Source organism: Nocardia sp. NPDC049935, assembly GCF_055586645.1.
This window is the reverse complement of record NZ_JBVJHV010000003.1, coordinates 40,638-65,012: the sequence shown is the minus strand read 5'-3', so window position 1 is coordinate 65,012 and position 24,375 is coordinate 40,638. Positions and strand designations below refer to the sequence as shown.

At 67.4% G+C, this 24,375-nt stretch carries 30 protein-coding genes; 15 read left to right on the top strand and 15 right to left on the bottom strand.

Annotated features, from left to right (window positions below; all coding sequences use genetic code 11):
* Nucleotides 1–131: 131 nt before the first annotated feature.
* Complete coding sequence (locus tag ACZ6SF_RS13220) at nt 132–905, top strand: MerR family transcriptional regulator (protein ID WP_466062350.1); 774 nt, start codon at nt 132–134, stop codon at nt 903–905.
* Entirely contained in the window at nt 902–1,693 is a 792-nt protein-coding gene (locus tag ACZ6SF_RS13215) for an adenylate/guanylate cyclase domain-containing protein (protein ID WP_466062349.1), read from the top strand. Before ACZ6SF_RS13220 ends, ACZ6SF_RS13215 begins: the two co-directional genes overlap by 4 nt.
* Before the next feature lie 30 nt (nt 1,694–1,723).
* On the opposite strand, the gene ACZ6SF_RS13210 is transcribed toward ACZ6SF_RS13215, so the two are convergent.
* Both ACZ6SF_RS13210 and ACZ6SF_RS13205 read right to left on the bottom strand, forming a co-directional pair.
* Nucleotides 1,724–2,107, bottom strand: coding sequence for a YdeI/OmpD-associated family protein (locus tag ACZ6SF_RS13210; protein ID WP_466062348.1), 384 nt, complete (start codon nt 2,105–2,107; stop codon nt 1,724–1,726).
* 70 nt (nt 2,108–2,177) lie between these two features.
* Nucleotides 2,178–3,125: a helix-turn-helix transcriptional regulator gene (locus tag ACZ6SF_RS13205; RefSeq protein WP_466062347.1), complete on the bottom strand. Its 948-nt coding sequence runs from the start codon at nt 3,123–3,125 to the stop codon at nt 2,178–2,180.
* A gap of 95 nt (nt 3,126–3,220) precedes the next feature.
* On the opposite strand from ACZ6SF_RS13205, the gene ACZ6SF_RS13200 reads away from it, so the two are divergent.
* Nucleotides 3,221–3,613: a VOC family protein gene (locus ACZ6SF_RS13200; protein WP_466062346.1), complete on the top strand. Its 393-nt coding sequence runs from the start codon at nt 3,221–3,223 to the stop codon at nt 3,611–3,613.
* 19 nt (nt 3,614–3,632) lie between these two features.
* Here the strand turns inward: ACZ6SF_RS13200 and ACZ6SF_RS13195 are convergent, their stop codons facing one another.
* From ACZ6SF_RS13195 to ACZ6SF_RS13170, 6 genes are all read right to left on the bottom strand, one after another.
* Nucleotides 3,633–4,091, bottom strand: a complete 459-nt coding sequence (locus ACZ6SF_RS13195) for a nitroreductase/quinone reductase family protein (RefSeq protein ID WP_466062345.1) — start codon at nt 4,089–4,091, stop codon at nt 3,633–3,635.
* 121 nt (nt 4,092–4,212) lie between these two features.
* A complete protein-coding gene (locus ACZ6SF_RS13190; protein ID WP_466062344.1) occupies nt 4,213–4,713 on the bottom strand; it encodes a hypothetical protein in 501 nt (166 codons plus the stop codon).
* A gap of 33 nt (nt 4,714–4,746) precedes the next feature.
* Entirely contained in the window at nt 4,747–5,232 is a 486-nt protein-coding gene (locus tag ACZ6SF_RS13185; RefSeq protein WP_466062343.1) for a hypothetical protein, read from the bottom strand.
* Nucleotides 5,229–6,488: a hypothetical protein gene (locus ACZ6SF_RS13180; protein ID WP_466062342.1), complete on the bottom strand. Its 1,260-nt coding sequence runs from the start codon at nt 6,486–6,488 to the stop codon at nt 5,229–5,231. Before ACZ6SF_RS13180 ends, ACZ6SF_RS13185 begins: the two co-directional genes overlap by 4 nt.
* Nucleotides 6,489–6,572: 84 nt before the next feature.
* Nucleotides 6,573–7,211 carry a DUF3558 domain-containing protein gene (locus ACZ6SF_RS13175; RefSeq protein WP_466062341.1) on the bottom strand — a complete coding sequence of 213 codons (639 nt, stop codon included), beginning with the start codon at nt 7,209–7,211 and terminating at the stop codon, nt 6,573–6,575.
* A gap of 121 nt (nt 7,212–7,332) precedes the next feature.
* Nucleotides 7,333–7,692, bottom strand: a complete 360-nt coding sequence (locus tag ACZ6SF_RS13170) for a winged helix-turn-helix transcriptional regulator (RefSeq protein ID WP_466062340.1) — start codon at nt 7,690–7,692, stop codon at nt 7,333–7,335.
* 86 nt (nt 7,693–7,778) lie between these two features.
* Here ACZ6SF_RS13170 and ACZ6SF_RS13165 point away from each other — a divergent pair, with 86 nt between their 5' ends.
* On the top strand, nt 7,779–8,762 hold the full coding sequence (locus ACZ6SF_RS13165) for a zinc-dependent alcohol dehydrogenase family protein (protein WP_466062339.1): 984 nt from the start codon (nt 7,779–7,781) through the stop codon (nt 8,760–8,762).
* Between the two features lie 35 nt (nt 8,763–8,797).
* On the opposite strand, the gene ACZ6SF_RS13160 is transcribed toward ACZ6SF_RS13165, so the two are convergent.
* Nucleotides 8,798–9,631, bottom strand: a complete 834-nt coding sequence (locus ACZ6SF_RS13160) for a hypothetical protein (protein WP_466062338.1) — start codon at nt 9,629–9,631, stop codon at nt 8,798–8,800.
* 88 nt (nt 9,632–9,719) lie between these two features.
* Nucleotides 9,720–10,205: a MarR family winged helix-turn-helix transcriptional regulator gene (locus tag ACZ6SF_RS13155; RefSeq protein WP_466062337.1), complete on the bottom strand. Its 486-nt coding sequence runs from the start codon at nt 10,203–10,205 to the stop codon at nt 9,720–9,722.
* Nucleotides 10,206–10,317: 112 nt separating this feature from the next.
* Between ACZ6SF_RS13155 and ACZ6SF_RS13150 the strand changes: the two genes are divergently transcribed.
* A complete protein-coding gene (locus ACZ6SF_RS13150; protein ID WP_466062336.1) occupies nt 10,318–11,508 on the top strand; it encodes an FAD-dependent monooxygenase in 1,191 nt (396 codons plus the stop codon).
* A gap of 106 nt (nt 11,509–11,614) precedes the next feature.
* On the opposite strand, the gene ACZ6SF_RS13145 is transcribed toward ACZ6SF_RS13150, so the two are convergent.
* Nucleotides 11,615–12,223: a TetR/AcrR family transcriptional regulator gene (locus tag ACZ6SF_RS13145; RefSeq protein WP_466062335.1), complete on the bottom strand. Its 609-nt coding sequence runs from the start codon at nt 12,221–12,223 to the stop codon at nt 11,615–11,617.
* A 185-nt stretch (nt 12,224–12,408) separates the two neighbouring features.
* On the opposite strand from ACZ6SF_RS13145, the gene ACZ6SF_RS13140 reads away from it, so the two are divergent.
* From ACZ6SF_RS13140 to ACZ6SF_RS13130, 3 genes are read left to right on the top strand one after another with little or no spacing between them, the layout of a single operon-like run.
* Nucleotides 12,409–13,632, top strand: a complete 1,224-nt coding sequence (locus ACZ6SF_RS13140) for an alkane 1-monooxygenase (protein ID WP_466062334.1) — start codon at nt 12,409–12,411, stop codon at nt 13,630–13,632.
* Nucleotides 13,632–13,811 (top strand): rubredoxin, encoded by a 180-nt coding sequence (locus tag ACZ6SF_RS13135; protein WP_466062333.1) that lies wholly within the window; start codon nt 13,632–13,634, stop codon nt 13,809–13,811. Before ACZ6SF_RS13140 ends, ACZ6SF_RS13135 begins: the two co-directional genes overlap by 1 nt.
* Before the next feature lies 1 nt (nt 13,812).
* Complete coding sequence (locus ACZ6SF_RS13130; protein ID WP_466062332.1) at nt 13,813–13,998, top strand: rubredoxin; 186 nt, start codon at nt 13,813–13,815, stop codon at nt 13,996–13,998.
* A gap of 35 nt (nt 13,999–14,033) precedes the next feature.
* Here ACZ6SF_RS13130 and ACZ6SF_RS13125 read toward each other — a convergent pair whose 3' ends face one another.
* Together ACZ6SF_RS13125 and ACZ6SF_RS13120 are read right to left on the bottom strand one after the other, a co-directional pair.
* Nucleotides 14,034–14,585: a dihydrofolate reductase family protein gene (locus tag ACZ6SF_RS13125; RefSeq protein ID WP_466062331.1), complete on the bottom strand. Its 552-nt coding sequence runs from the start codon at nt 14,583–14,585 to the stop codon at nt 14,034–14,036.
* A gap of 59 nt (nt 14,586–14,644) precedes the next feature.
* Nucleotides 14,645–15,124 (bottom strand): CGNR zinc finger domain-containing protein, encoded by a 480-nt coding sequence (locus ACZ6SF_RS13120; RefSeq protein WP_466062330.1) that lies wholly within the window; start codon nt 15,122–15,124, stop codon nt 14,645–14,647.
* 103 nt (nt 15,125–15,227) lie between these two features.
* Between ACZ6SF_RS13120 and ACZ6SF_RS13115 the strand changes: the two genes are divergently transcribed.
* Nucleotides 15,228–16,094, top strand: a complete 867-nt coding sequence (locus ACZ6SF_RS13115) for an alpha/beta fold hydrolase (RefSeq protein WP_466062329.1) — start codon at nt 15,228–15,230, stop codon at nt 16,092–16,094.
* A 144-nt stretch (nt 16,095–16,238) separates the two neighbouring features.
* Nucleotides 16,239–16,676: a DUF6069 family protein gene (locus tag ACZ6SF_RS13110; RefSeq protein ID WP_466062328.1), complete on the top strand. Its 438-nt coding sequence runs from the start codon at nt 16,239–16,241 to the stop codon at nt 16,674–16,676.
* Nucleotides 16,677–16,722: 46 nt separating this feature from the next.
* Here the strand turns inward: ACZ6SF_RS13110 and ACZ6SF_RS13105 are convergent, their stop codons facing one another.
* Nucleotides 16,723–17,763 carry an HAD-IIA family hydrolase gene (locus tag ACZ6SF_RS13105; RefSeq protein WP_466062327.1) on the bottom strand — a complete coding sequence of 347 codons (1,041 nt, stop codon included), beginning with the start codon at nt 17,761–17,763 and terminating at the stop codon, nt 16,723–16,725.
* A gap of 71 nt (nt 17,764–17,834) precedes the next feature.
* Nucleotides 17,835–18,791: a LysR family transcriptional regulator gene (locus tag ACZ6SF_RS13100; RefSeq protein WP_466062326.1), complete on the bottom strand. Its 957-nt coding sequence runs from the start codon at nt 18,789–18,791 to the stop codon at nt 17,835–17,837.
* 129 nt (nt 18,792–18,920) lie between these two features.
* On the opposite strand from ACZ6SF_RS13100, the gene ACZ6SF_RS13095 reads away from it, so the two are divergent.
* From ACZ6SF_RS13095 to ACZ6SF_RS13075, 5 genes are read left to right on the top strand one after another with little or no spacing between them, the layout of a single operon-like run.
* Complete coding sequence (locus ACZ6SF_RS13095; protein ID WP_466062325.1) at nt 18,921–19,976, top strand: L-tyrosine/L-tryptophan isonitrile synthase family protein; 1,056 nt, start codon at nt 18,921–18,923, stop codon at nt 19,974–19,976.
* Nucleotides 19,973–20,782: a TauD/TfdA dioxygenase family protein gene (locus ACZ6SF_RS13090; RefSeq protein ID WP_466062324.1), complete on the top strand. Its 810-nt coding sequence runs from the start codon at nt 19,973–19,975 to the stop codon at nt 20,780–20,782. The genes ACZ6SF_RS13095 and ACZ6SF_RS13090 overlap by 4 nt, the downstream gene beginning before the upstream one ends.
* 1 nt (nt 20,783) lies before the next feature.
* On the top strand, nt 20,784–22,028 hold the full coding sequence (locus tag ACZ6SF_RS13085) for a styrene monooxygenase/indole monooxygenase family protein (RefSeq protein WP_466062323.1): 1,245 nt from the start codon (nt 20,784–20,786) through the stop codon (nt 22,026–22,028).
* Nucleotides 22,025–23,164, top strand: coding sequence for an LLM class flavin-dependent oxidoreductase (locus ACZ6SF_RS13080; protein WP_466062322.1), 1,140 nt, complete (start codon nt 22,025–22,027; stop codon nt 23,162–23,164). Before ACZ6SF_RS13085 ends, ACZ6SF_RS13080 begins: the two co-directional genes overlap by 4 nt.
* Nucleotides 23,161–24,375 carry a styrene monooxygenase/indole monooxygenase family protein gene (locus ACZ6SF_RS13075; RefSeq protein WP_466062321.1) on the top strand — a complete coding sequence of 405 codons (1,215 nt, stop codon included), beginning with the start codon at nt 23,161–23,163 and terminating at the stop codon, nt 24,373–24,375. The genes ACZ6SF_RS13080 and ACZ6SF_RS13075 overlap by 4 nt, the downstream gene beginning before the upstream one ends.

Here is a 24,375-nt window from a genome sequence, read left to right as displayed (position 1 = left end):
CGATGGTGTTCGCTCTACGGTGATAGGTGGGTGGATCCGGCCGGTCCTCGAGTTCGAACCAGCATCTACTGAGACAGTGGGGTTAAGCTTGCCGTCATTCGGCTCGCGGACCGCTGAGTGGAAGGACGACGATGACGCCACGAACGCAGGAGTACCGAGTCGCCGAACTGGCCGAGGCCGCCGGTGTCGCGGTACGAACCGTGCGTTACTACCAGGAGCGCGGACTGCTCGAGGCGCCGCGCCGGCAGGGCCGGCACGCCTTCTACAACCACACCCACCTGGAGCGCCTGAAACTCGTCGCCGACCTGCTCGCCCGCGGCCACAGCCTGGAAGGAATTGCCGACCTGCTGACGAGCGCCGAGCACGGCGGCGGTGTCTCGGAACTGCTCGGATTCGAGACGGCGGCCTCGGTGGCGTGGGGCGACCGCGAGGTCGATATCGATTTCGCCGAGATGCTGGACCGTTTCGGCGAGCAGGCCACTCCGGAGGCCATCACCGAAGCCATGGAGCTGGGCTATCTGCGTATCGAGGACGACCGCTTCGTCTATTCCAGCGGCCGGCTGCTCGAGGCCGCCACCGCCTTCGTCGCCGTGGGTATCCCGCTGCGGTCGATACTCGCGTTGAGCTGGGAACTGGAGGCGGCCTTCGACCGGATGGCCTTCGCGTTCGTCCGGGAGTTCCGGGTCAATCTGGTCAATCAGGTCGTCGAAGATCCTTCCCCGCAACGATTACACGGCCTCGCGGGCACCCTCGCCGAACTCCGGCCCGCCGTGCGCCTGGTCGCCGACGAACTGCTCGCCCGGGCCATGGACCGCCGAATCCACGCGGATCTGCCCGAGGTCTCCCAGCAGTTGAGCGAGGCGGCGGGCGCGGAACACGATTCGTCAGCGGACGGCGGCCGGTGACGGTCGCCGCCGGTATCCTCGCGGCGATCGCCGTCGCCGAGGCCGCCGGCCTGATCGTGCTGTGGCGGTCGCTGGTACGTGCTCGTCACGAGCTGGCCGAGGTCCAGCGCCGGACCGATACCCGCCGGCGGCTGATGGACGGCGGCCGGGAAGCGGTGAAAACCGTCTGGCAGACCGCGAGCCTGGTCCGCCGGAAGGGTTTCCGCGCGGCGGTGCTCAGCTCGATCGAAGACCTGGCCGGCTGGGCGCAGGTCGAAAGACCCGATCTGGCGCGGCTCACCGCCGGCGGTGACGTGGTGATCGCCTTCTCCGATATCGAAGGATCGACCGCGCTCAACGAGCGGCTCGGCGACCGGGCCTGGGTCGCGCTGCTGGGCCGCCACGACCGGCTGATCCGCCGGCTGGTCACCGGGCACGACGGACATATCGTGAAGAGCCAGGGTGACGGTTTCATGATCGCCTTCGGCGACGCGGAGCAGGCCGTGCGCTGTGGTCTGGACGTACAGGGCGCCATCGGCACCGCCACCGGACCCATGGCCGGGGTCCGCGTTCGTATCGGCATCCATATGGGCCGCTCGGTCCGCCGCGGTGACGATCTCTTCGGCCGCAATGTCGCCATGGCCGCCCGCGTGGCCGCCCAGGCCCACGGCGGCGAGGTCCTGGTCAGCGAGGAGGTGCGCGACGCCGTGGCGGACCGGCCGGATATCACCGTCACCGCCGCGCGGGCAGCCGAACTGAAGGGGTTCAGCGGTTCCTACCAGCTGTACTCGGTCGCGGCGGAGGACTGATCACGGGCGCCCGGTCTGCCTCCGGGTTCGTCAGTGGTCCCCGGCGGCGCGGCCGGGCAGGCGACCGTCCGCGCGGGCCGCGGCGATGGCCGCGTAACCGGGCTCCCGCATCCTTCCGGCCGCGATCAGGACCTCGGCCTTGTCCCGGTTGATCTCCGACCACGGGCTCTTCCGGCGGCGAGGTGAGTAACGCTGGAGATAGTGGTCGGTGTCGAGGCGCCGGCGGTGGCTGTCGATCCAGCCGTAACACAGGGCGACGTCGAGAGCTTCGGTGATGGTGACGGTCACGGTGGGGGCGTTCTTCTTGGCGATCTTCAGCCAGATCTCCGGGGCGGAGTCGTGATGGGCGGCCAGCCACCGCTCGTACTCGGCGGCGGTGGTGAAGGTGACGGGGTCGGTCCGGTCGGGAATCATGGCGCTCTCCTCGCTGGCTGTCGGTGGTCTGTTCCGATCTTCCCGCGAAAAGTGCGCAAGGAATGAGCACTTATCCTCGGCCGTAGCGTTCGACGAGTGCCGCGCCCAGTGCGGCGAGTTCGTCGCGTACCGTGGCCGGTTCGATCACCTCGATATCGGCGCCCCAGCCCGCCAGTTGTTCGGCGACGGCCCGCGGGGTGTGCGCGGTGAGCCGGACCCGGATCCGGCCGTCGGGGGCGGCGCCGAGGACCTCGCAATGCCGGCCCTGCCGATCGCGCAGGATCGGCAGAAGCCTTTCGCTGATCAGGGCGGTGGCGGCGGTGGTCGCGCGGCGCTGTTCCATCTCCTCCACGATTTCCGCCCATACGGCGGGAAGGTCGAGTCCGGCCGGCCGGTCCGATCGCAGGTCGGTCGGTTCCGCGTGCAGGATCCGGTCCACCCGGTAGGTGCGGCGGCCGCGTTCGGTGCCGGCCACCAGATACCAGAGGGCGTCTTTGTCGATCAGGCCCCACGGGTCGACGACGCGCTCGGTCGCCTCCCCGCCGCGACCCCGGTAGCGCAGCACGACCCGGCGGCGGCGCACGACGGCCTGCTGCAGTTGCCGCACCGTTTCGGGTAGTTCGCGCCCGGTGCGGCCCCAGCCGGCCGGATCGATCACGACCGCGTCGGCGGCCGCCTCGGCCTCACCGCGGAAGGTCGCGGGCAGGGCGCGCAGCAGTTTGCGCAGCGCCGACCGTGCTTCCGGCACCGTTTCCGCGGACGGACCGGTGAGCAGGAACAGGGCGCGGGCCTCACCGGCGGTCAGACCGCTGAGATCGGTGCGGGCCCCGCCGATCAGCGACCATCCGCCGCCGCGGCCGGCCTGCGGGTACACCGGCACACCCGCGGTCGACAGGGCCTCGAGATCACGCCGGGCCGTCGCCACCGACACCTCGAGTTCGGCCGCGATCTCGGCGGCGGTGACCCGGCCGCGGGTCTGCATCAGCAACAGGGCCGCCACCAATCGATCTGCGCGCATATCCGCGATTCTCCCCGGAAAAGTGATCAGAAGTTGAGCACTTTGCCCGGGAGGATGGTCGCAACGGCCCGACGACACAACCGAGGAGAACAACGATGCTGCGAGGAATGGCGACCGTGACGTACTACGCCGACGACCTGGAGGCGGCCAAGGACTGGTACGCGGACTTCCTGGGGACACCGCCGTACTTCGCCGTGCCCGGCTACTACGAATTCCGGATCGGTGACTACGCGCACGAATTCGGCCTGATCGACGGCGCGTACCGGCCCGGGCGCGCCCAGCCGGGGCCCGGCGGGGAGATCGTGTACTGGCATGTCGACGATCTGCGGGCCACCTACGACCGGCTGCTCGCGCTCGGCGCCACCGAATACGACCCGATCACCACCCGGGGACCCGGCTTCGTCACCGCCGCGGTGGTGGACCCGTTCGGAAATATCCTCGGCGTCATGAGCAACGCCCACTATCTGGAGATTCTCGCCGGGCACTGACCCGCCGGGGGAGTGCGGCCTATTCGGACCGGCCCGATACCCGTTCCACCACCACGAGCGGAATCTCCCGCTCGGTCTGCTGCTGATGCGCGGCCATATGCGGGAACCGCTCCGCCAGCAGCGCGAACAGCCGCTCCCGTTCGGCTCCGGCGGCGGTGCTCGCGGTACCGGTGAACAGGTCGATCCCACCGGGCGTCGGCCGCTCGACGATGACCTGCGGCTGCGCCGCCAGGTTCCGGTACCAGGCCGGGTGGTCGGCGGCGGCCATATTGGACGCCCACAACACGATCCGGTCGTCACCGTCGGTCAGGTATCCGAGCGGCACGATATGCTGCCGCCCGCTGCGCCGTCCGACGGTGGTCAGCAGGACGAGATCGGATCCCTTCAGCATCCCGTCCAGCGTGATCTCCCCGTCGTTCTCGCGGAAATTCTCGACCACGGACCGATTGAACGCGCGCATATCACTCGGCAACGTCATCTGCGCAACACTAGTCCCGCGCTCCGCCGCGTGCTCACCTCCGGTGGTCGGTGGTGTCGCTTCCGGTAGGCGGGAACGGTTCGACCGGCGGCCCCCGCGTGTGCCCGGCGGTTCCGCCACGTCACCAGATATCGGCCCAGACCGGCCGTTTCGGAATTTCGATCAGCGCGGAATTCTTGTGCACCACAACGGCAACCGGGGCTCCGGCACCGAACTCCGCGGCCAGGGCCCGCGCCTTCGACTCCTGGAACTGCACGTAGAAATACTGCTTCCGCACCCGGGTTCCGTCACCGGTCTCCGGGTGCGGGAACTCGGCTTCCACCCGCACCCGCCACAGATCGAAGTCGAACGGCCCCCGATTGTGCTGACACCGCAGATCGGATTCGACCACCACCGCCGCCACCTCGGTCCCGATGCGCCGCAGGTATTTCCGGCGCAGCCGCCAGGCGGCGCCCAGAACGGGCATCCACGCGCAGACCCCCAGAATCGCGCTCACCGGGAGAAAGAGCACCATGGCGACATCCGACCCCGTCGCCCGGGCGACGACGGCGCCCAGGTTCAACGCGCCCGCCATGAACGCCACCGCCGCCACCGGGACCCCCAGCACCCACACCACCGACATCGGGCCGACCATCCTCCGGGACCGAGCCATACCTCACCGCCACCGCTGGTCGCCGGGGTATTCGTCGAAGTCGTCCGGCCAATCGCTGGGCCCGACCACCGTATCGCCGGGGCGCGGCCGTGGCGGCGGGGTCCAGGTGGGCGCCGGTGGCGGAGTGGGCGCCGGTGGCGGTTCCGGGGACCACATCCAGATGAACTGCGGCGAGCTCTTCATCTCGGCGACCTCCGGCGGCACCGGATCGGCGAGGGTTTCGATATCGCGCCACCGGCATTCGCCACCGGCCACTCGTTCGGCGTAGGCCCGCAGCGCCGGTGAGGCGGTGTCCATTCCCGCGACCAGGGAGATGAACTCCTCCGTCACCTCCGTCGCCCCGTCGAAGAGTGCATCGATATCGATATTCGCCAGGCGGACGGTGGCCGTGCGCAGATCGTCGACCGCGTCCATGACCTGGCGCGCGATCGCCTCCACCTCGGGATCGATATCGGGCTCGCGCCTGCTGCCCCACTGCGGCCCGGTCATGCGTTCTCCCAGGGTGCGGTGCCGGACCCGGCGTCGTATGCCTGTGTCGGTCGGTTGGTGGTGGCCCCGTAATCCGCGATCTGCCCGATGTCCTGGCCGACGGCGGCCGCGCGGGTGGCGTCGTCGATCTTGCTGGTGACAGGTGCGATGGCCTCCTCCAGTTTCTGTTTCGCGTTCTCCCGCAACTGGCCCACCGGATCCTTGATGATGTCGAGGAGGCGTTTGAAGGCGTCGGCGAGTTCTTTGATCTTGCCGACCACATCGATCGCGGCGTTGACGAGCAGCCCGATATCCACGACCAGCTTGGCGATCCGGGCCGCGCCGAGCCCCGGCACCGCGGCCGAGAGGATATTCGCCACCGATTTGAGAGCGCCCTTGATGTCGTCGAAGTCGACGTACTTGTTGAGCATCCCCCAGAGCTTTTCCAGAATGGTCCGGATACCGTCCCTGATCATGTCGGACACTTCGCCCGCACAATCACTCACGACCCGGCCCACCGGGCCTTCCCATTTCATCGCCGCGATCTGTCTGGTCGCCCAATCGTTGAAGGAGACGGCCGCCTTGCCGTCCCAATTGGGCTGTCCGTTCGTGCTGCCGTCGATCCGCTTCACTCCGGATTCGAGGTTCTTGCCGCAGGCCTCGATCCCGTTTCCGGCCGCTTTGTACACCTCACCGAGCCTGCGGATCTCGGACCAGTTTCCCGGGATCGGCTCCAGGCATTTCACCAGCGGGTCGTATTCGGTGCCCGCGGCGCGGGTGATGCTCTTGATGGACTCGTTCACATTGCCGAGTACCGGGAAAACCTCGGTGATGAGCCCGGCCAGCTCCTCTTTGTTCGCGGCCGGCGCCTCGAGCTTGAACGATTCCGGTTTGGGATAGGTCGCGGCACCCTCGTACTGCGCGGTGACACCGCTCTCCTCGGTCCCGTCGGCACCCGGGATCGCGGAGTCGGTGGCCGCGTTCAGCGCGGCGTAGGTCTTCTGGTCCTGGTTGTGATACATCCAGGCGGCCTTGTTGAGCTCGGTACCGCTGCCGTTGGTGGTGTCGGCGAGTACCCGGTGCCGCTGGGACATCCAGTCCGCCGCATTGTTGATGGGGGCCACCAGGGTGTCGATGATCGGCCCGTGGAGCCAATCTGCCGCTCTTCCCTCCTTGGCCACGAAATCGGACGCCGCTTGGACGTCCGCGCCGATCGAGGTGAGGAGAACACCCAGACCGGCGATCTCGCTGGAATTCGCCGACAGTGTCTCGGCCATCGATATCCCTCTGATTTCGTCCGATTTTCCGAATAGCTGTACCGCTCGAATACCGAAGCACCCGAGTGGGTCCGGTGAGTGGAGTTACCCGTCGGTGCCGAGCGATCCGCTCAGAATCTCTGCCACCCGGCGGATCTCGTCGCACGGCGCAGCCACCTGAACCGGCCCGGCCGGTAGCACGATCATCCCGACCTTGAACGACCCGTCGGAGGATTCGATCGCCGCCGAACAGGCGCCGGTATTCGCGGGCGTGCGGTACAGCACGGCCTCGCGCCCGGCGATCGGATCCGAGTCGAAGATCTCGTGACCGGTGTTCTTCCGTACATCGTCGAGCGTCAGATCGCTCGATGTCACCGACACCACGCCGGTGGGAAATTTCGCACCGTCGACGAGCGATTCGCGCCAGAACTGACAGCCGATCTCCGTGAAGACCCCCACGCCCTCGGTGGTGGCCCGCTCCCGGGTGCCCGGATCGAACCCGGCCTCGGACACCAGCTCGTCGCCCACACTCACACACGGATCGAAGCGAACCGGTTTCGCGCCGGTCTGCGTGGGTGGCGGCGGTACGCTCACCGCCACGGAGACATTCGCCTCCGCGGCCGCCGTGGGCGAGGTGGTCGCGGCGACCACCGTTTCCCCCTCCGGGCCGGTAGCGCCTCCGGTACACGCGACCAGTGCCAACGCAGTCGCCACCAGCGCACCGGTGGCGGAGATCGTCCTCATCATCGATACCCCGAACATCGAAATCGCCGCCCGCTCCCCCTCGGGTCCAGACGGTTACCTGCAGTCGGTAATGATGGCACAGCCTACGGAATCGGTACCGCGGAGTCCCCGAACTGCCGGTTCACTCTGGCGAGGCCTGCTCCTGGAAGTCGGCGACGGCCCCGCCGTGGTCGCGCGCCCAGTTCGTCAGGACGTCGATGGGCTCGACGAGCGTGCGGCCCAGATCGGTGAGGCTGTACACGACCCGCCGTGGCGCTTCGGCATGCCGGTCGACCAGTCCGTACTCCTGGAGGCGGCGCAGGGTCTGGGTGAGGACCTTGCGGGAGATACCGCCCCCGATGAGATCGACGAGCTCACCGTGCCTGCGTGGTTCCCGGCTCAGCCCGAAGAGCACCAGGACGGCCCATTTGTCGGAGAGGATCTCGACCGCCAGCCGGGTGGGGCAGTCGGCGAGGAATGCCGGTCCGGCGGTGTTCTGCATGAGATTCGAAGGTACCAGGAGGTAACGCACGGCTCCGTAGCGTTTTCCGCATTAGCGAGTTCAGCACCGGATACGGAGGAATCACCATGCCACGAGTAGTCGTTTTCGATCGGTTCGGCGGACCGGAGGTCATGCGTATCGTCGAGGAACCGGTTACCGAACCCGCGGCCGGCGAAGTACGGGTCGGGATCGAGGCGTTCGCCGTCAACCCGCTCGACCTGATGATGCGTTCCGGCGATTCACCCGCGCCCGTCGCACTGCCGCATGCCCGGCTCGGTGTCGAGGGAACCGGCACTATCGACGCGGTGGGTCCCGGCGTGCATGGTTTCGCGGCCGGTGATCCGGTGATCCTCACGGCCGTTCCGGACGCGAATCTGCGCGGTAGCTACGCCGAATACACCACGCTCCCCGCGAGCCGGGTCCTCGCCCGGCCCGCGGGGCTCGCGGTCACGGAGGCGGCGGCGATCTGGGTCGCCTACTCCACGGCCTACGGCGCCCTCGTCGAGAAGGCGGGAATGCGCCCCGGCGACCACGTCCTGATCAGCGCGGCGTCCGGCGGTGTCGGCAGGGCGGCTGTTCAGATCGCGAATCAGATCGGCGCCGTGCCCATCGCCGTCACCCGGCACAGCGCGAAACGGGACGAACTGATCGCCGCCGGGGCCGCCGCGGTTGTCGCCACCGACGAAATGGATATCGTCGAATCCGTTCGGCGCCTCACCGGTGGTTCGGGCGCCGATATCGTCCTCGACCTCGTCGCGGGTCCCGGCCGGCGGGACCTCCTGGACGCGGCCCGCCCCGGCGCGCCACTGGTCGCCGTGGGTTTCCTGGATCCCCGGCCGGCATCCGTCCCGGAAGGTGCGCTGCCCGGGATCCAGAGCTATCGGAGTTTCGAGCACACTCTCGACCCCGTGGTGGTGCGGCGAATGGCGGCCTTCCTGAACGCCGGTATCCGCCTCGGCGCACTGCGGCCGGCCATCGACACAGTGTTCGCCCTCGACGATGTGGCCGAGGCGCACCGGCGCCTCGAACACGGGCTTCATGAGGGGAAGAAGATCGTCGTGAAGATCTGACCATCCGCCCGGGTCGTCCCGGCCGAGCGTGCACTTCACGATGGACCGGAGTCCGGCACCCGCGATTCGCGGGCGGCCGTGACCACCTCCGGCCACTTCTCCGCGGGGACGAATTCCACCAGATGGTTGCCGTCGTCCAGGCGGGTGCATTCGATCGGCAGTAGTTCCAGCGCCGCCCGGGGAATCTGGATCACGTGGTCGTCGCTGTCGCCGATCAGGATTCGATCGACCTGCGGCATCAGGCAGGCGCGTTCCGACAGCAACACCGCGAAGGTGAATGTCTCGTCGTCCTTGCTCGCTTCGAACACCCCGGCCGGGTCGTATCGGGGGTCGGGCCAGAGCACCGCACGCATCAACTCGAGCAGGCGGCGACCGCGTGTGGGGTCGTCGTCACCTCGGTCGAGGTCGGGGAGTGTCCGCGGGCCCAGGTGCACGCTGCGGGTGGGGCCGGGCAGCGAGATCACCCCGCCGCTGTGCTCGGACAGGCGGGCCACCGTCGATACCGATCGGCCGAGCTGATGGAAGGCCCACTCGTCATCGAAGATATCGCGCAGGCGATCGGGTCCGAACGGCCCGTACTCGGTGTCGACCTCGGCATCGGAGTGGTCCGCGGCCGCGCAGAGGATTCGGAGCGCCAGGTCGAGATCCTCCGGCGCGGAGGCCGCCGGCAGGGTCACCTCGAGTTCGCCATCCGCCCAGCCGACGGTGAGCCGCCGGGTGGAGACTCCCTCCCGGTACGGGTACCACGTGCCGGAAGCGGTCACCGGATCGCCGGGAGCATCGCCCTGCCAGCGGAGATCGGCGAGCGGTGGGACGAGAATGCCTGCCGGGAAGGGGAGTTCGAGGGGGACGGTGAAATCGGTGCTCACCTCCACAGCATCGCCCGGGACTCCCGGTATCCGCACCCGCTTTTCCGCGGACCCTGCCCCGCCGCCGTTCCCGGGCATGGGCGTCGGGCTACGGGCCGTCCTCGATGATCTTCAGGTGCGCGGTGAGGTCGTCGACGAACCGGCCGAGCAGCCCGCCGAAGGTGCGGCGGTCGTCATCGGACCAGCCGGCCATCGCTCCGGTGAACCAGCCGAGCATCCCCTGCAGGTAGCGGTCCGCGGCTGCCGCGCCGTCGGGAGTGAGTTCGATCAGGCGGGCCCGCTGATCGTCGGGATCGGTGATCCGGCGGACGAGTCCGCGCCGCTCCAGATCGTGCAGGAGCCGGGTGACGTGCGGGCCGACGACCTGCATCCGCTTGGCGATATCCCCGACCCGGAGCGGTTGTCCTGCCATCTGCACGGTGACCAGCACGGATACGGCGGGCCGGTCGAGGGGGATCCCGATCTGTTCGATGGCCCGCTCGGTCAGGTGGCTGCGGTTGAGGACAGCGCCGAGCTGGGTCAGGCGGGGCAGGACCGCCAGTAGATCGACCCCTGCCTGGGATGTGTCGTCCATCACTCTCCATTAATTACCTAAGTTAGGTATATAGTTGGCCCATTGCCGCATCTCGACGGTGCCCCATCGTATCGGCAATACGTATACCTAACTTAGCTATCTAGGAGTTTCCATGACACGCACGGTCCTGATCTCCGGTGCGAGCATCGCCGGTCCCGCGACGGCCTACTGGCTGAACCGGTACGGATTCGAGGTCACGGTGGTCGAGCGGGCGAGCGCGCCCCGCGGCGGCGGATACCCCATCGATATCCGCGGTACCGCGTTGGACGTGGTCGAGCGGATGGGGGTACTGCCGCAGCTGCGGGCCGCCCATATCGATACGCACCGGATCACCTTCCTCGACCCGGACGGTGGTCCGATCGCCTCGGTGCGGCCCGACGCCCTCGCCGGCGGCGTCGAGGGCCGCGACCTCGAGGTACGGCGCGGCGACCTCACCGAAATCCTGTACGCCGCGGTCCGTGACGAGGTCGAATTCCGCTTCGACGATTCCGTCGACACCCTCCGCGAACACGAGCGCGGCGTGGACGTGACCTTTCGCGGCGGGACCCGGCGCACGTTCGATCTGGTCCTCGGCGCCGACGGTCTGCACTCGAATATCAGAAGCCTGGTGTTCGGCCCGGAAGAGCGGTTCCACCGCTACCTCGGTTACTGCTTCGCCGGGTTCACCATGACCAACGATTTCGGCCTCGCGCACGAGGGTGTCCTGTGGAACGCGCCCGGCCGGTCCGCGGCCCTCTATGCCGTCGGCCATCGCCCGCAACTGCACGGATTCCTGAACTTCGCGCTCCCCGAACCCCCGTTCGGCGCCTTCCGGGATCCTGGTGCCCAGCGTGATCTCGTGGCGTCGGTCTTCGCCGGCGACGGCTGGGAGATCCCACGGATGATCGCCGATATGCGCGGCGCCGACGATCTCTTCTTCGATATCGTCAGCCAGATCCATCTGCCGCGCTGGTCGTCGGGACGGGTCGCGCTCGTCGGCGACGCCGCCTACGCGCCCTCCTTCCTCACCGGTCAGGGGTCGAGCGTGGCTCTGGTCGGCGGGTACATGCTGGCGGGCGCACTCGCCACGAACGCCGCATATCCGGCCGCCTTCGCCGCGTACGAAGACGGAATGCGGGAGTTCGTGCGGCTGAATCAAGCGCTGGTCACCGCGGGGGAGGCGAGCCTGTTCCCGAATACGGCCGAAGCGCTGGAAGCGCGGAACACGGCTCTGCGCGAGATGGTCTCACTGCCCGCCGCCGAGGGGGAGGCCGCGCATTCGGCACTGATCCTCCCGGAATTCACCGCCGCCTCCCGGCCGTAGCGAGGAGTGCCGCCCGGCGGCCGGGCCCGCGTGGTCCGGGGGACTGCCGACCTTGTCCGGCCCGCCGAATCCTGCTCCGCCGAGCCGGGCTCGCGACGGCGCTCGCCTACGCCGGTCCCCGCGTGAGCAGGGTGTCGGACACCAGGGCGATCTGGTCGACGGCGCGATCGATGGCCCCGGTGGGCTGGAACAGATGGCTCAGGGCGAGACGGACGATCGCCTCCACTCTGGTGCCGAACTCGTCGTCGGTGAGATCGCCGGGCCCGTACCGCGCGCGCAGGATCGCGGTGAACGCGGCGCAGGCGCGGCCCAGAACGGGTTCGGGTTCGGTCATCAGGGTCGGCAGCAGGGTGGTGTCGGCGCCGGAACGGCCGGCCAGTACGACCTTGAGCAGGGTGTTGTCGGCTGCAGTGCGCAGGGTGAAATCCGCGGCGGCGGTGATTCCCGCGAGCAGGTTCCCGGGCTCGGCGGCGACGGTTTCGGTGACGCCGGCGAGGAATGTGTCCAGTTCGGCGGCGATCACCACCTCGGCCAGATCCTGTTTGGTGCCGATCTCCTTGTAGAGCACCGGCCGGCTCACCCCGACCTCCTTGGCCACCCGGGACATATTGACCGCGCCCCAGCCCTCGGTGCAGACCAGCCGGCGTGCGGTCTCGATCACGCGGGTGCGCAGCAGTAGGCGCATCTCGCTCTGGAAGTTCGGCGTATCGGCCACGATCACCAGCCTACATTGCGGCTACTTCTGTCGATTCATTGACAATTAGGACCTATCTGTCTGTAATGAATACACATCAGCAAGAAGTGTAAACGGTTGAGGTGGGCGGCGTGCAGTGCCGACCTCGACCGGTGCGGGCGGCAGCGGATGTGCCGCCGGTGTTCGGGAAGGCGAGGAGGGCGACGATGACGACGTCCGAAACGGAATCGGTCGGCGCGGCGAGTGAACCGTGGCGCGACCGCAAGCGGTACATGTGGCTGTTCGGGCTGGTGGCACCGACCGCGCTGGGCCAGGCCGCGGCGCTGGTGTGGGTTTTCGACCAGCTCGGATGGGGCCGGGTGGCGCCGGTGTGGTGGTGGATCGGGCCACTGCTGGTCTATGTGCTGCTACCCACCCTGGACCGGTTCTTCGGCCCCGACGGCCAGAACCCGCCCGACGAGGTGATGGCGCGACTCGAGCGCGACCGGTACTACCGCTGGTGCGTGTACGCGTTCATTCCGTTCCAGCTGATGAGCCTGGTGTTCGCCGCCTACCTGTGGACCGCCTCGGATCTGTCCTGGCTGGGCGTCGACGGCGGGCTCGGGCTGTGGTCGAAGATCGGCGTGGCGCTGAGCGTGGGGGTCATGGGCGGCGTCGGTATCAACACCGCCCACGAACTCGGCCACAAGAAGGACGATCTCGAACGATGGCTGTCGAAGATCTCGCTGGCCCAGACCGGTTACGGGCATTTCTACATCGAGCACAATCGCGGCCATCACGTTCGCGTCGCCACCCCGGAAGACCCCGCCAGCGCCCGGTTCGCCGAATCCTTCTGGCGGTTCCTGCCGCGCAGTGTGTGGGGCAGTCTGCGGTCGGCGTGGGCGCTGGAGCGGACCCGGTTGGCGCGCACGGGAAGTGGTCCGTGGACCCTGCGCAACGATGTGCTCAACGCCTGGGCGATGACCGTGGTGCTGTGGGGCGCACTGGCGGTGGTTTTCGGCCCGGGGGTGCTGCCGTTCCTGCTGATCCAGGCGGTGTACGGATTCTCGCTGCTGGAAACCGTCAACTATCTCGAGCACTACGGCCTGCTCCGGCAGCGCACGGCGTCGGGCCGCTACGAACGCTGCACCCCCGAGCACAGCTGGAACTCCGACCATATCGTCACCAATATCTTCCTCTACCACCTGCAGCGGCACAGTGACCATCACGCCAACCCCACCCGGCGCTACCAGATCCTGCGCAGTATGGACGGCGCCCCCAATCTCCCGAGCGGTTACGCGAGCATGATCACCCTCGCCTACTTTCCCCCGCTCTGGCGCAGGGTCATGGACCACCGCGTGCTCGACCACTACCGCGGCGATATCGGCCGGGTGAACATCCAGCCCGGAAAGCGGGAGCGGGTGCTGGCGCGTTACGGGGCGGCGAACTGATGGCCGTCTACGCCTGCCCGGTCTGCGACTACCGCTACGACGAGGTCACCGGCGAGCCGAGAGAGGGATTCCCCCGGGGCACCTCGTGGTCGGCGATACCCGACGACTGGTGCTGCCCCGACTGCGGAGTCCGCGAGAAGCCCGATTTCGAACCGGCCGGCCCGGTGAGAGGACAGTGAGATGAACACCGGATACAAGCTCTACCAATGTGCGCAGTGCGGTTTCGAATACGACGAGGAGCTGGGCTGGCCGGAGGACGGTATCGCCCCCGGCACCCGCTGGGAGGAGATCCCCGAGGACTGGTCGTGCCCGGATTGCGGTGCGGCGAAGAGTGATTTCTTCATGGTCGAGATCAGCCGCACCTGAGTACCGGCCGCATCGCCGCGGCACCCGCGCGCGCCTCAGTCGGCGCGGTAGCGCAGCAGCACCGCCGAGGCGAAATGTCTCGTCTCGGTCAGGCGGAGCTGCGTGCGGGTGTCCAGTGCGGGGAACATCGGGGTGCCGCCGCCGAGTATCACCGGCAGGAAGAACATCTGGTACTCGTCGATGAGTCCGTGCGGCATGAGTGCGGCCGCCAGGCTCGCGCCGCCGACCTCGATGACACCCTCGCCTCCGGCCTTGAGCTCCCGCACCGCCTCGACCGCGTTGTCGCTGATCAGCGTGCTGTTCCAGTGGACCTCGGTGAGTGTGCGGGAGAAGACGACCTTGGGCTTCTCCGTCCAGAGCCGGCCGAATTCTCGCTCGATGTGCGGCGCGTCGTCCGGGACGTGCGGCCAGTACTCGGCCATCAGCTCGTAGAGGCGGCGCCCGTGCAGCGAAACCTCGACCTCGCGGAAGCGGTCGTTGTGGAACTGGTGCAGTTCCTCGTCCGGGTCGGTCCAGTCGATCCCGCCGTCGCGATCGTTGATGTAGCCGTCGAGGGACACGCTGAACCCGTAGACCAGTTTCCTCATAACCGGATAGACCTCCTCCACGCTCGAAACTCATCGGTGCGCGCCGGGTGACTCCCGGCTCAGCGAGTGCGCTCGTAGTGCCGGCGTGCTTTCGCACGGTTACCGCAGACGGCCATCGAGCACCACCGGGCCCGGTTGGCGCGGCTGCGATCGAGCAGGAACAGCCGGCACGCGGTATTCGCACAGGGGCGTAGCCGTCCCGGTAGCCGGTTCTCGATATCCGCCCAATTCAGGACCGCTTCGACGGCCAACCGGGCGTGCGGGGGAGTCTCGATCTTCCATCGGAGTCCCTCGGACGTGACGTCCGGGATCTGGCGGACGTCGTCGAGCAGCAGGTTCAGCGCGGTGGGAGCGCGTTCTCCTGTCACCACGTCCCGTAGGAGATCCCGGGCCTCGCGCAGGAGCGCCAATTCGGCCGGGGTGCCCTCGCCGCCGTGCTCCCGCGCCCAGCGCCTACCGGCGTCCGGGTCTCCGAGTGCGTCCCGTTCCACACCGTCGACCAGCGGCCTGCTGTTGAGGAGATCCAGCAGAGTGTCCACCGGGAATCACGCTCCTAACCTGTTTGGGCCTTTTGACAGGTTAGCCCACGAGGTGTTCGATAGACCATGACCTAACCGTATAAACGACACAAAGGGGTTAGATATGAGCTCGGTTCACCATCGGACGACCACCGTCGACGGCCACGAGATCTTCTACCGCGAAGCCGGCCCCGCCGACGCCCCCGTCATCGTTCTCCTGCACGGCTATCCGACCAGCTCGTTCATGTTCCGGGAACTCATCCCGCTACTGGCCGGTGACTACCGCGTCATCGCACCGGACCATCTGGGCTTCGGTCGGTCCGCCGCCCCCGCCGCGACCGAATTCGACTACACCTTCGACGCTCTCGCCCGGCTCACCTCCGGGCTGCTCGACCAGCTCGGGCTGGACCGCTACGCCCTCTATGTGCAGGACTACGGCGCCCCCATCGGCTGGCGTCTCGCGCTCCGGCACCCCGAACGGATCTCCGCCCTGGTCACCCAGAACGGCAACGGCTACGAGGAAGGATTCGTCGACTCGTTCTGGGCCGGCCTCTGGGCCTACGGCGCGAACCCCGGTCCCGATACCGAACCCGCCGTCCGCGCCGCGCTGGGCGCCGATGCGATTCGCTGGCAGTACCTGCACGGTGTGCCCGACCCGAGTCTGGTCGCCCCGGATACCTGGGAACACGACGTCGCGCTGGTCTCCCGTCCGGGTAACGACGAGATCCAGCTGGCGCTGTTCCGTGATTATCGGAACAACCGCCCGCTCTATCCGCTGCTGCACGAATTCCTGCGCACCAGCGCGGTTCCCGTGCTCGCCGTCTGGGGTCGCAACGACGAGATCTTCGGCCCCGAGGGTGCCCGGGCCTTCGCGCGCGACGCCGAGGACGCGGAGGTCCATCTGATCGACGGCGGTCACTTCCTGCTGGAGAGTCACCTCGACGTCGTCGCGGGGTATATGCGCGGCTTCCTCGGGCGCGTGCTGGGCTGAACGAGTCCGGGAGCATCGCGGATCGGCTCGCGAATCGCCGTGGTGAGTGATCTGGCTCATATCGCAGCCGAAAGGCATTGACCTTAACAATTGTTCAGGTTTCAAGATGATCTCACACCAACCGCACAGCTCCAGGAGGTCATCATGAGCATCGCGACCACTACCGTCCGCACCACCCGCATCCCCGCGCTCAACCGCCCCGTCGCGGTCTTCGGCGCGGTCGGCGCCGCCCTGGTGGCCAACCTCGTCGTCTGGCTGATCGGCGCGGCGGCCGGCGGTACGTTCGAGATGACCGACGCGGGACGGGTGCAGAGCGTCGCCCCCGGCGGGATCGTCATGATGACGGTGGTCCCCATGCTGATCGGTCTGGGCGCGGCGGCCCTGCTGTCCTACCGGTGGGTCGGCGTGCTGCGGGTCGCCGCGGCGACCGGGTCGATCCTCGCAGTTGCCACCATCGCGATGACGATGAGCGCCGACTTCGATACCGCGTCCACGATCGCACTGTCGATCACGCATCTCACGCTGGTCCCCGCCATCGTCGTCGCCACCGAGGGCCTGCGCCGCACCCTGATCGAAGGGTGACCGACACCGACCTCGGACCGAGCGGGATCGGGCCAGGGCTAGGGCGTCACTCCGTTCTCTCCAGCAGCCGCTGCCATGCGGTCATGGCACGGTGGCGGGAGGCGTCCGGACAGGCCCAGGCGGCATGGCAGAGGGTGCGCGCCGCATCGATGAGGTTCGCGCGGGGATGCGGGCGCTCCTTCCGGAGGTGCAGCGTCAGTTCTCCACCGGAAGCCGAGACTTCCCATCCCGCGCAGGCCCATCGATCGCCGGTCCGCCGGCTTACGGCCTCCCGGCGCTGGAAGAGCTCCTCCAGATCGAAGCCGAGATGAGTCGGGCGATGTGTTGGAGGAGCGTCGAGCAGATCGCGCAGCGTTGTGACTCCGGTCAATACGAGCAGGCTGGGTAGACCGTTGTTGTTGCCACCCGCGATATCGGTATCCAACGCGTCGCCGATCACCAAGGGGGAGCCGCTGATGCGGGCCAACGCCGCACGGTATATCGGCGGATGGGGTTTGCCGGCGAAATGCGGCGTCGCACGGGTCGCCAGCCGTACCGCTTCGGCCAGGGCACCGTTGCCCGGTGCGATTCCGCCCTCCCGCGGTACGGCGATATCGCCGTTCGTGACGATCCAGGGAACGCCACGGCCCACTGCGTATGCGGCTTCGGCGAGTTGCCGCCAATCGACCTCGGGCGCAAACCCCTGGACGACGACGTGGGGGTCGTCGGTGGCCCGATGCACCGGGGTGAGCCCGTGGTCGAGCAGAGCCGACTTCATGGCGAGGCCGCCGACCATCAGGGCGCGGCCGCCGGGGTGGCGACGAGCGGCCGTCGCCGCCGCGGCATGAGCCGAGGTGACGACATCCGCCTCATCGGTCGGCAGGCCGAGATCGGTGATCAGTGCGGCGACCTCGTGCGGTGTGCGTGAGGCATTATTGGTCAGGAACAGGGTCCGGACTCCCGCGCGCCGCGCTGCTGCCAACGCCGTCACCGCGCCCGGAACCGGCGCCGCGCCGTGGTATACGACGCCGTCGAGGTCGATCAGCGCGGTCGAGAATTGATCCGCCGGCGGCACCTGTGGACCGGTGAGCGGTGAGCACCTCGCCATACGCCGAAGGCTACCCGGCGGAGTTGAACTTCCTTGTCGAACAACGCTTTCTGCTCTTGCCGCGAATCCGGCTATGCGCGTGGCGGCGGAGACGAGGGGGCGAAGCAGGCGGCCGCGGCCTCGAGCGCGGTGATCTTGGCCCGGCTCGGGTTGTCCGGACGCCAGGCCAGTCCGAAGGTGCAGTCGGTGAGATCCTCGACCCGCAGGTAGCGCAGGTCCGGTCGAGGGTACAGCTCGGCAGCGACTGCCGGCACGAAGGTGAGCAATCCGCCGAGCGAGACGGCGGAGAGCAATGATTCGAAACTCGAACCCTGATGGGGGGCCGAGCGGACCGGGGATCCGTCCGGGCGTGGATTGACCGTCCAGAAATCGTGCCCGGCGCGAAATGTGGGCGGAACCAGGGTGATCACCGGAAGCTCGGCCAGATCCGCGAGGCGGACGGAGTCGTATGCCGCCAGGGGGTGGGAGACCGAGAGGCAGGCCAGCCGAGGTTCGACGCTGAGCGGTTCGCTGCGCAGCGTGGACGGCACCGGGAGATGGGTGAAGGCCGCGTCGATCTCGCCGGACTCGAGGGCGGCGAGCTGATCTCCGAACCGGTCCAGCGCCCGAAGCTCGGGGGCAAGGTCGGAATGCGTGGCCGCGATGGATGCCGCGATCCCTCGCACGGGCGCCAGGGCCGCGAAGCTCTCGCATACGCCCAGGCGCAGGTGATCCGCGCGTGATGTCATGCGGTGCACGATCTTTCGCAGCTCGTCGGCTGCGTCCACCAGGGTGCGGGCGGCGGGCAGGACCGCTTGGCCGGCGGCGGACAGCTCGACGCGCCGGCTGGTGCGGTGGAACAACTCGACGCCCAATCGTGATTCCAGCGAACGGATCTGCTGGCTCAGGGCGGGCTGGGTGAGGAACAACTTGCGGGCTGCCCGGCCGAAGTGGAGTTCCTCGGCGAGTGTGAGGAGCAGCCGTAGCTGGTGAGCGGTCGGATCGTCTGTGCTTGCGAGCGGGGAACCCTCGAGATCGATAAACGACACCTTATCAACTTAGCGCGATTCTAATCGTTGCGCCATTGCTGGTCGGTGTATCCGGCTGGCAAGCTGAAGACGGCCGCACCGCCCCACGTAGGTGGTAATTGCAAGCCGAGCGGCTGATGATTTCGGTCAATGGCGACCAGGACGAGTGGCGGAGCTCCCGGACTGTCCACCGGGGGGGATCAGTTAGAAGAGGGCCGGTTCGTGCGCGTGAAAAACGATATTTCCCACAAGATCCTCGAATTCTTATACAGATATCAGCGGATAGATAATTCTTCCGGATCCGACACCGGGCCGGCGGCGGACCGGGAATCCGATCCGGTATTCGAAGCCCGAAGATCGAAGATCGATAATTTCGTACATCAGGACGAGTCGATTCATTTCGTTATTCCGGCCTTTCCGGCGAAGTCGCCCAGCCGAAAAAAGGTCCTGGGTGAACTTCCGGATCTGGGGGAGAACATCGCCCTCGGATTCCTGCAGTCGTTGTGCGACTACGTCGGCCATTTCTACCCACCGGGGGCCCGCATTACCATCTGTTCGGACGGCCACGTCTTCGGCGATGTCGTCGGGGTCACCGACACCGGCGTCACCGAGTATCGCGATGACCTGGCAAAGCTGATCGCGACGGCCGGGTGGGGTTCACTGGATCTGTTCGGACTGGATGATGCATTCGGTAATCGGGACTATCCGAAGATGCGCGCGATACTCGAGCGCGATTACTCGGAGTCCCTCGCCGAGTTGAAGGACAGAATCCGAACGAGCGCGGATACCCGAGCGCTCTTCAACGGTATCCATCGATTCCTGTTCGAGGATGCGATGGGAGCGGCTGCGGCGGGCACCTCGAAAACCAAGGTGCGCAACGAGTCCAAGGCCGGCGCCTACGAGACGATCCGCCGGAGCAATGCCTGGAGCCGGGTGGTCTCGGAGAAGTTCCCGGATGCCTTCCGGCTCTCGATCCACCCGCAACCCCCGCATTCGGAGAAGTTCGGACTCCATTTGGTGGGCACGAACGACAGCTGGCTCACTCCATGGCACGGGGTCGTTCTCGACGACGGCAACCGCCGGACGCTCGTAAAGCGCTGGGAGGCAGAGGCCATTCAGGCCACAGTCGTCTGGCGGCACGGCCGGCCCAGCCACTTCGTGGCACCCCGCGTCACCGCGGACTCGCGGAAGGAAGTATCGGAATGAGCAGCGCCGCGACCCCACTGCCGAGTGCTTTGACCCACCATCCGCTGGCCCCGTTCGGCCGAGTGATCGTGGCCCCCGGCGGTTCGGATATCGCTGGTATCCAGCCGGATACGCTGGCCCGCTGGACCGTGGAATCCCGGCTCCTGGTCCTGCGTGGCTTTTCCCTCCTGGATAGCCGGGAATTCGCCGATTACTGCCGAAGCTGGGGTGAGGTGCTGGAATGGGAGGTAGGTGAAGTCGTCGATCTGGTTGTCCAGGACGATCCCGAGAACTATCTCTTCGCCAGCGGCGATGTGCCTTTTCATTGGGACGGCGCGTTCGTCGAGGCCGATCCCCGCTGGTTCTTCTTCCAATGTTTGGATGCGACGCCGGGTGCCGGTGGCGAAACCGTGTTCTGTGATACCACGGCGGTCTATCGTGATGCCGGCGACGAAACTCGCGACCGGTGGTCGCGGCTCAGCCTGACCTATACCACGGAAAAGCTTGCGCATTACGGTGGCCAGGTCACCGAGAAGCTGGTATCGCGGCACCCGGTGACCGGAGTTCCGGTGCTTCGTATAGCGGAACCGCTCGATCCGGCTGTGTACAAGAACCCCGTGTCGGTGACGGTCGATGGATTTGCCGAGAACGAGTCCGAGCGATTTCTGACAGGTATGTCCGAACTACTGCACCGGCGTGAGTACTGCTATGACCACGCCTGGGAGGCCGGCGATATCGTCATCGCCGACAACTTCTCGCTCGTACACGGACGTAACTCCTTCTCGGGGCCGACGAACCGCCACCTCCAGCGCGTCGAGGTCATCTGAAATGGCCGCCGCGATCGGAGTCGTCGGTGCGGGTATATCCGGTCTGCACCTGGGGCTCAGGCTGCAGCAACTGGGCATCGACGCCACTCTGTATGCGGGGCAGACCGCGGAGGAGATACGGAATGGTCCGCCACTGAATTTCGTCACGCGTTTCGGGTCCACCCGAGCCCGCGAATATTCACTCGGTATAGACGAGTGGAAGGCGAGCGAATTCGACAACCCGTGGATGCATATGCGCATGGAAGGCGAGGCGGGTCTGTCGTTCGGCGGCGCACTCCCCGAACCCGCGAGTTCGGTCGACTTCCGGATATATGTGGCGGCGTTGCTCGAACTCCTCGAGAGCCGGGGCTCCGTGGTTGTGCGGCACCGGCCTGCGACCCGTGCCGACCTGACAGAACTGGCCGCGCGCCACGACCTCCTGGTAGTCGCGGCCGGCCGGGGCGAGCTGACGGAGGTGTTCCCCCGGGATCCGGCGAGGTCGCCGTTCCGGGAGCCGGCGCGTGTGCTGGCGGGTGGCCTGTTCCTGGGTGTCGCACCGCCGGAACCTGCCGGGATGACCATGAACATGGTGCCGGGGGCCGGCGAGATCCATGCGCCGACCTTCCACACCTTCGGTGGCCGGGCGACGGCCGTGCTGGTGGAAGGAGTGGCCGGAGGGCCGTTCCATCCGGTGACCGGAGTAGACCACCGCGCGGATCCCCGGAGGTTCGAGACAGAACTGCTCGAGCTGATAACCCGATACGCTCCATCGCTGCGCGAGCGTATCGATTCCAAGGCGTTCGGCCTGGTCAGGCCGATCGATGTGATGCAGGGTGCGCTGGTGCCGACCGTCCGGCGCGGCTGGACCGAAATTGCCGCGCGACGATACGCGCTCGCCATCGGTGATGCGTGGATCGTGAACGACCCCATCACCGCTCAGGGCGCGAATCTGGGTTCCGCGCAGGCATTCCAGGTGGCCCAGGCGCTCGCCGAGCATGAGGGCGGTTACGACGCGGAGTTCTGCCGCACGCTGTCCGAGCAGTTGTGGACTGCCGCGCAACCGGTCGTCGACTGGACGAACATGTTTCTCGGTGAGCCCGCGCCGCAGGTGCTGTCGCTGTTGACGGCCGCGGCCGGGGACCAAAGGGTAGCCGACGCGTTCATCGCGAATCTCGATGTTCCGCAACAGATGTGGCACAGCATTTCGAGCACGACGAACACCGCCGCGTTCCTGCGTGCCGTTCGATCGGAGGGGAGCGGGATATGACCGTCGAAGTCGGTTTGGTGTGGGACGCGGTCGGTCCGGCCGCGGGCGGGCGCGAGTTGCTGGACTTCGCCCGGGCCCGGGACCTGGATGCGTTTCTGGTCTTCGACCACTTGATCAACACCTTTCCCGGCCAGGCGTGGGATACGGACTTCTCCTATCTGGCCGAAATGCTGGATTCGCCGGACCAGTGCCTGGATTTCGCTACGGTACTGGGCAATTTCGCGCCACACGCAGGACCGGTGCAGCTGATCGCGGCGGTCACCGACCCGAACCGGAGACATCCGGCGGTGCTGGCACAGACCGCGCTGACGCTGGCCCAGTTCACCGAGCGGCCGCCGGTGCTGGGAATCGGCGCCGGTGCGCTGGAGAACCTGCAGCCCTACGGTGTCCCGCACGACCGGCAGGTCGCGCGGGTGGAGGAGGCCCTGCACATCCTGCGGATGATGCTGGACGAACCCGGGCCGCATAGTTACCGGGGCGAATTCTTCACTCTGGATCGGGCGCTCATGGGGTTACGCGCCCCGCGGGGCCGCAGCCCGCGGCTGTGGGTCGGTGCGAACAGGCCGCGAATGCTGGCGCTGACCGGGCGTTACGCCGATGGCTGGGTACCCTCGGATCTCGTCGCGCCCGACGAGTACGCCCGCCGATTGAGTGTGGTGCGTAAGTCCGCTGCCGATGCGGGCCGGGATCCGCACGCGATCGTCGCCTCCGGCGGGATTCCGATCGTGGTGGCCGAGACCGATGCGCAGGCACTGGAATTGCTGCGCGCGAAGCCGATCCGCTTCCTCGCTCTGCACGCGAGCGCCGAGGCCTGGGCTGTGCACGGCGCCGAGCACCCCTTCGGTCCCGCATACCAGGGGTTGAAGGAATTGCTACCTCATACGTTGACCCGATCCGAGGTCGAGAGGGCGATGGCCGCCGTTCCCGATGCGGTGGTCGCGGACCAGGTGCTGGCCGGTAGCAGGCAGACCGTCCTGGACCGGATAGGCGCGCTGGTGGACGCTGGCCTGGAACATCCGATGCTCATTCCGGCGTCCGCCCTGGCCTCCCCCGATGCCGCCGCGTACACCCTCGACTCGATCGCCTGGCTGGCCCGGGAACTCCGGGCGGGGTCGACGATGGGGGCCGGGTCGTGAACGGTATCGGGATCGTCGGCACCGGGATTTCCGGGCTTCAGCTCGCACTGCGGTTGCAGCAGCTGGGGATCGACGCCGTTCTCTATTCCGAACGCGACGTCGATGAACTCGGTACCGGCCGGCCTCGGAATTTCCCGGCGCGATTCGGTCCGACCCAGCAGCGGGAGGTCCAGCTCGGCGTCTTCGACTGGGATTTCGCCGATGCCCAGGTTCGTGGGTGGGATGTCGCGGTGGACACCGGTGCGGGCGCGCTGAGGTTCGGCGCCGATCTGCATCCACCGTCCAGCGTGGTCGATTTTCGGATCTACCTGCCGCATCTGTGCCGCGCCTTCATCGAGCGGGGCGGCCGGCTCATCGTCGGAAGGCGGCCGGTCGCAGACCTCGCGGCCGAACACGAGCTGGTGGTGGTCGCCAATGGCGACCGTTCGATACGAGACCTCTTTCCTCGGGACGACTCCCGTTCGGCATTCGAGAGTCCGCAGCGAATTCTCTGTAGCGGTCTCTATTTCGGCATCGGTGAGAACACCCCGAACACACTGGATCTGTTCCTGCTCGCGGGAATCGGCGAGATCTTCCGAATCCCGTTCCTCTCGCCGCGCGGCCGGGCCGATGTGCTCGCGTTCGAGGCGGTACCTGGAGGCCCACTCGAAGCGGTATCGCGGATCGACGCCGATACCGAGCGCGAGCGCTATCACCGTGAGGTGCTCGCACTGGTCGCCGAATTCGCGCCCGGACTGCGTGAGCGCATCGACGAGCGGGAGTTCACGCTGATCGGCCCGGGGGAGCTGGCGCAGGGCAGCGTGACCCCGGTGGTGCGCCGCGGCTGGGCCGACCTACCGGGGGACAAATGCGCGATCGCGATCGGTGATGCGTGGATCACCAACGACCCGATCACCGCGCAGGGCGCAAACCTCGGATCGCATACCGCGTTCGCCCTCGCAGACCTGATCAGCGGTGCTTCCGGCCCCTTCGATCGCGAGTTCTGCCGCGCGGCATCGGAGCGGCTGTGGCGGCACGCTCGCCACGTCGTCGAATGGAGTACGGCGTTCCTCGGGCCGCCGCCCGCGCACACGGTCGCGCTGTTCGAACAAGCGGCCGAGAACAAGAGGGTCGCGCAAGCGTTCGTCAACAACTTCAACGACCCGGTCGCCATGTGGCGGACCCTATCCAGCAGGCAGGCGACCGAGTCGTTCCTGGCCGGCTTCTACTGA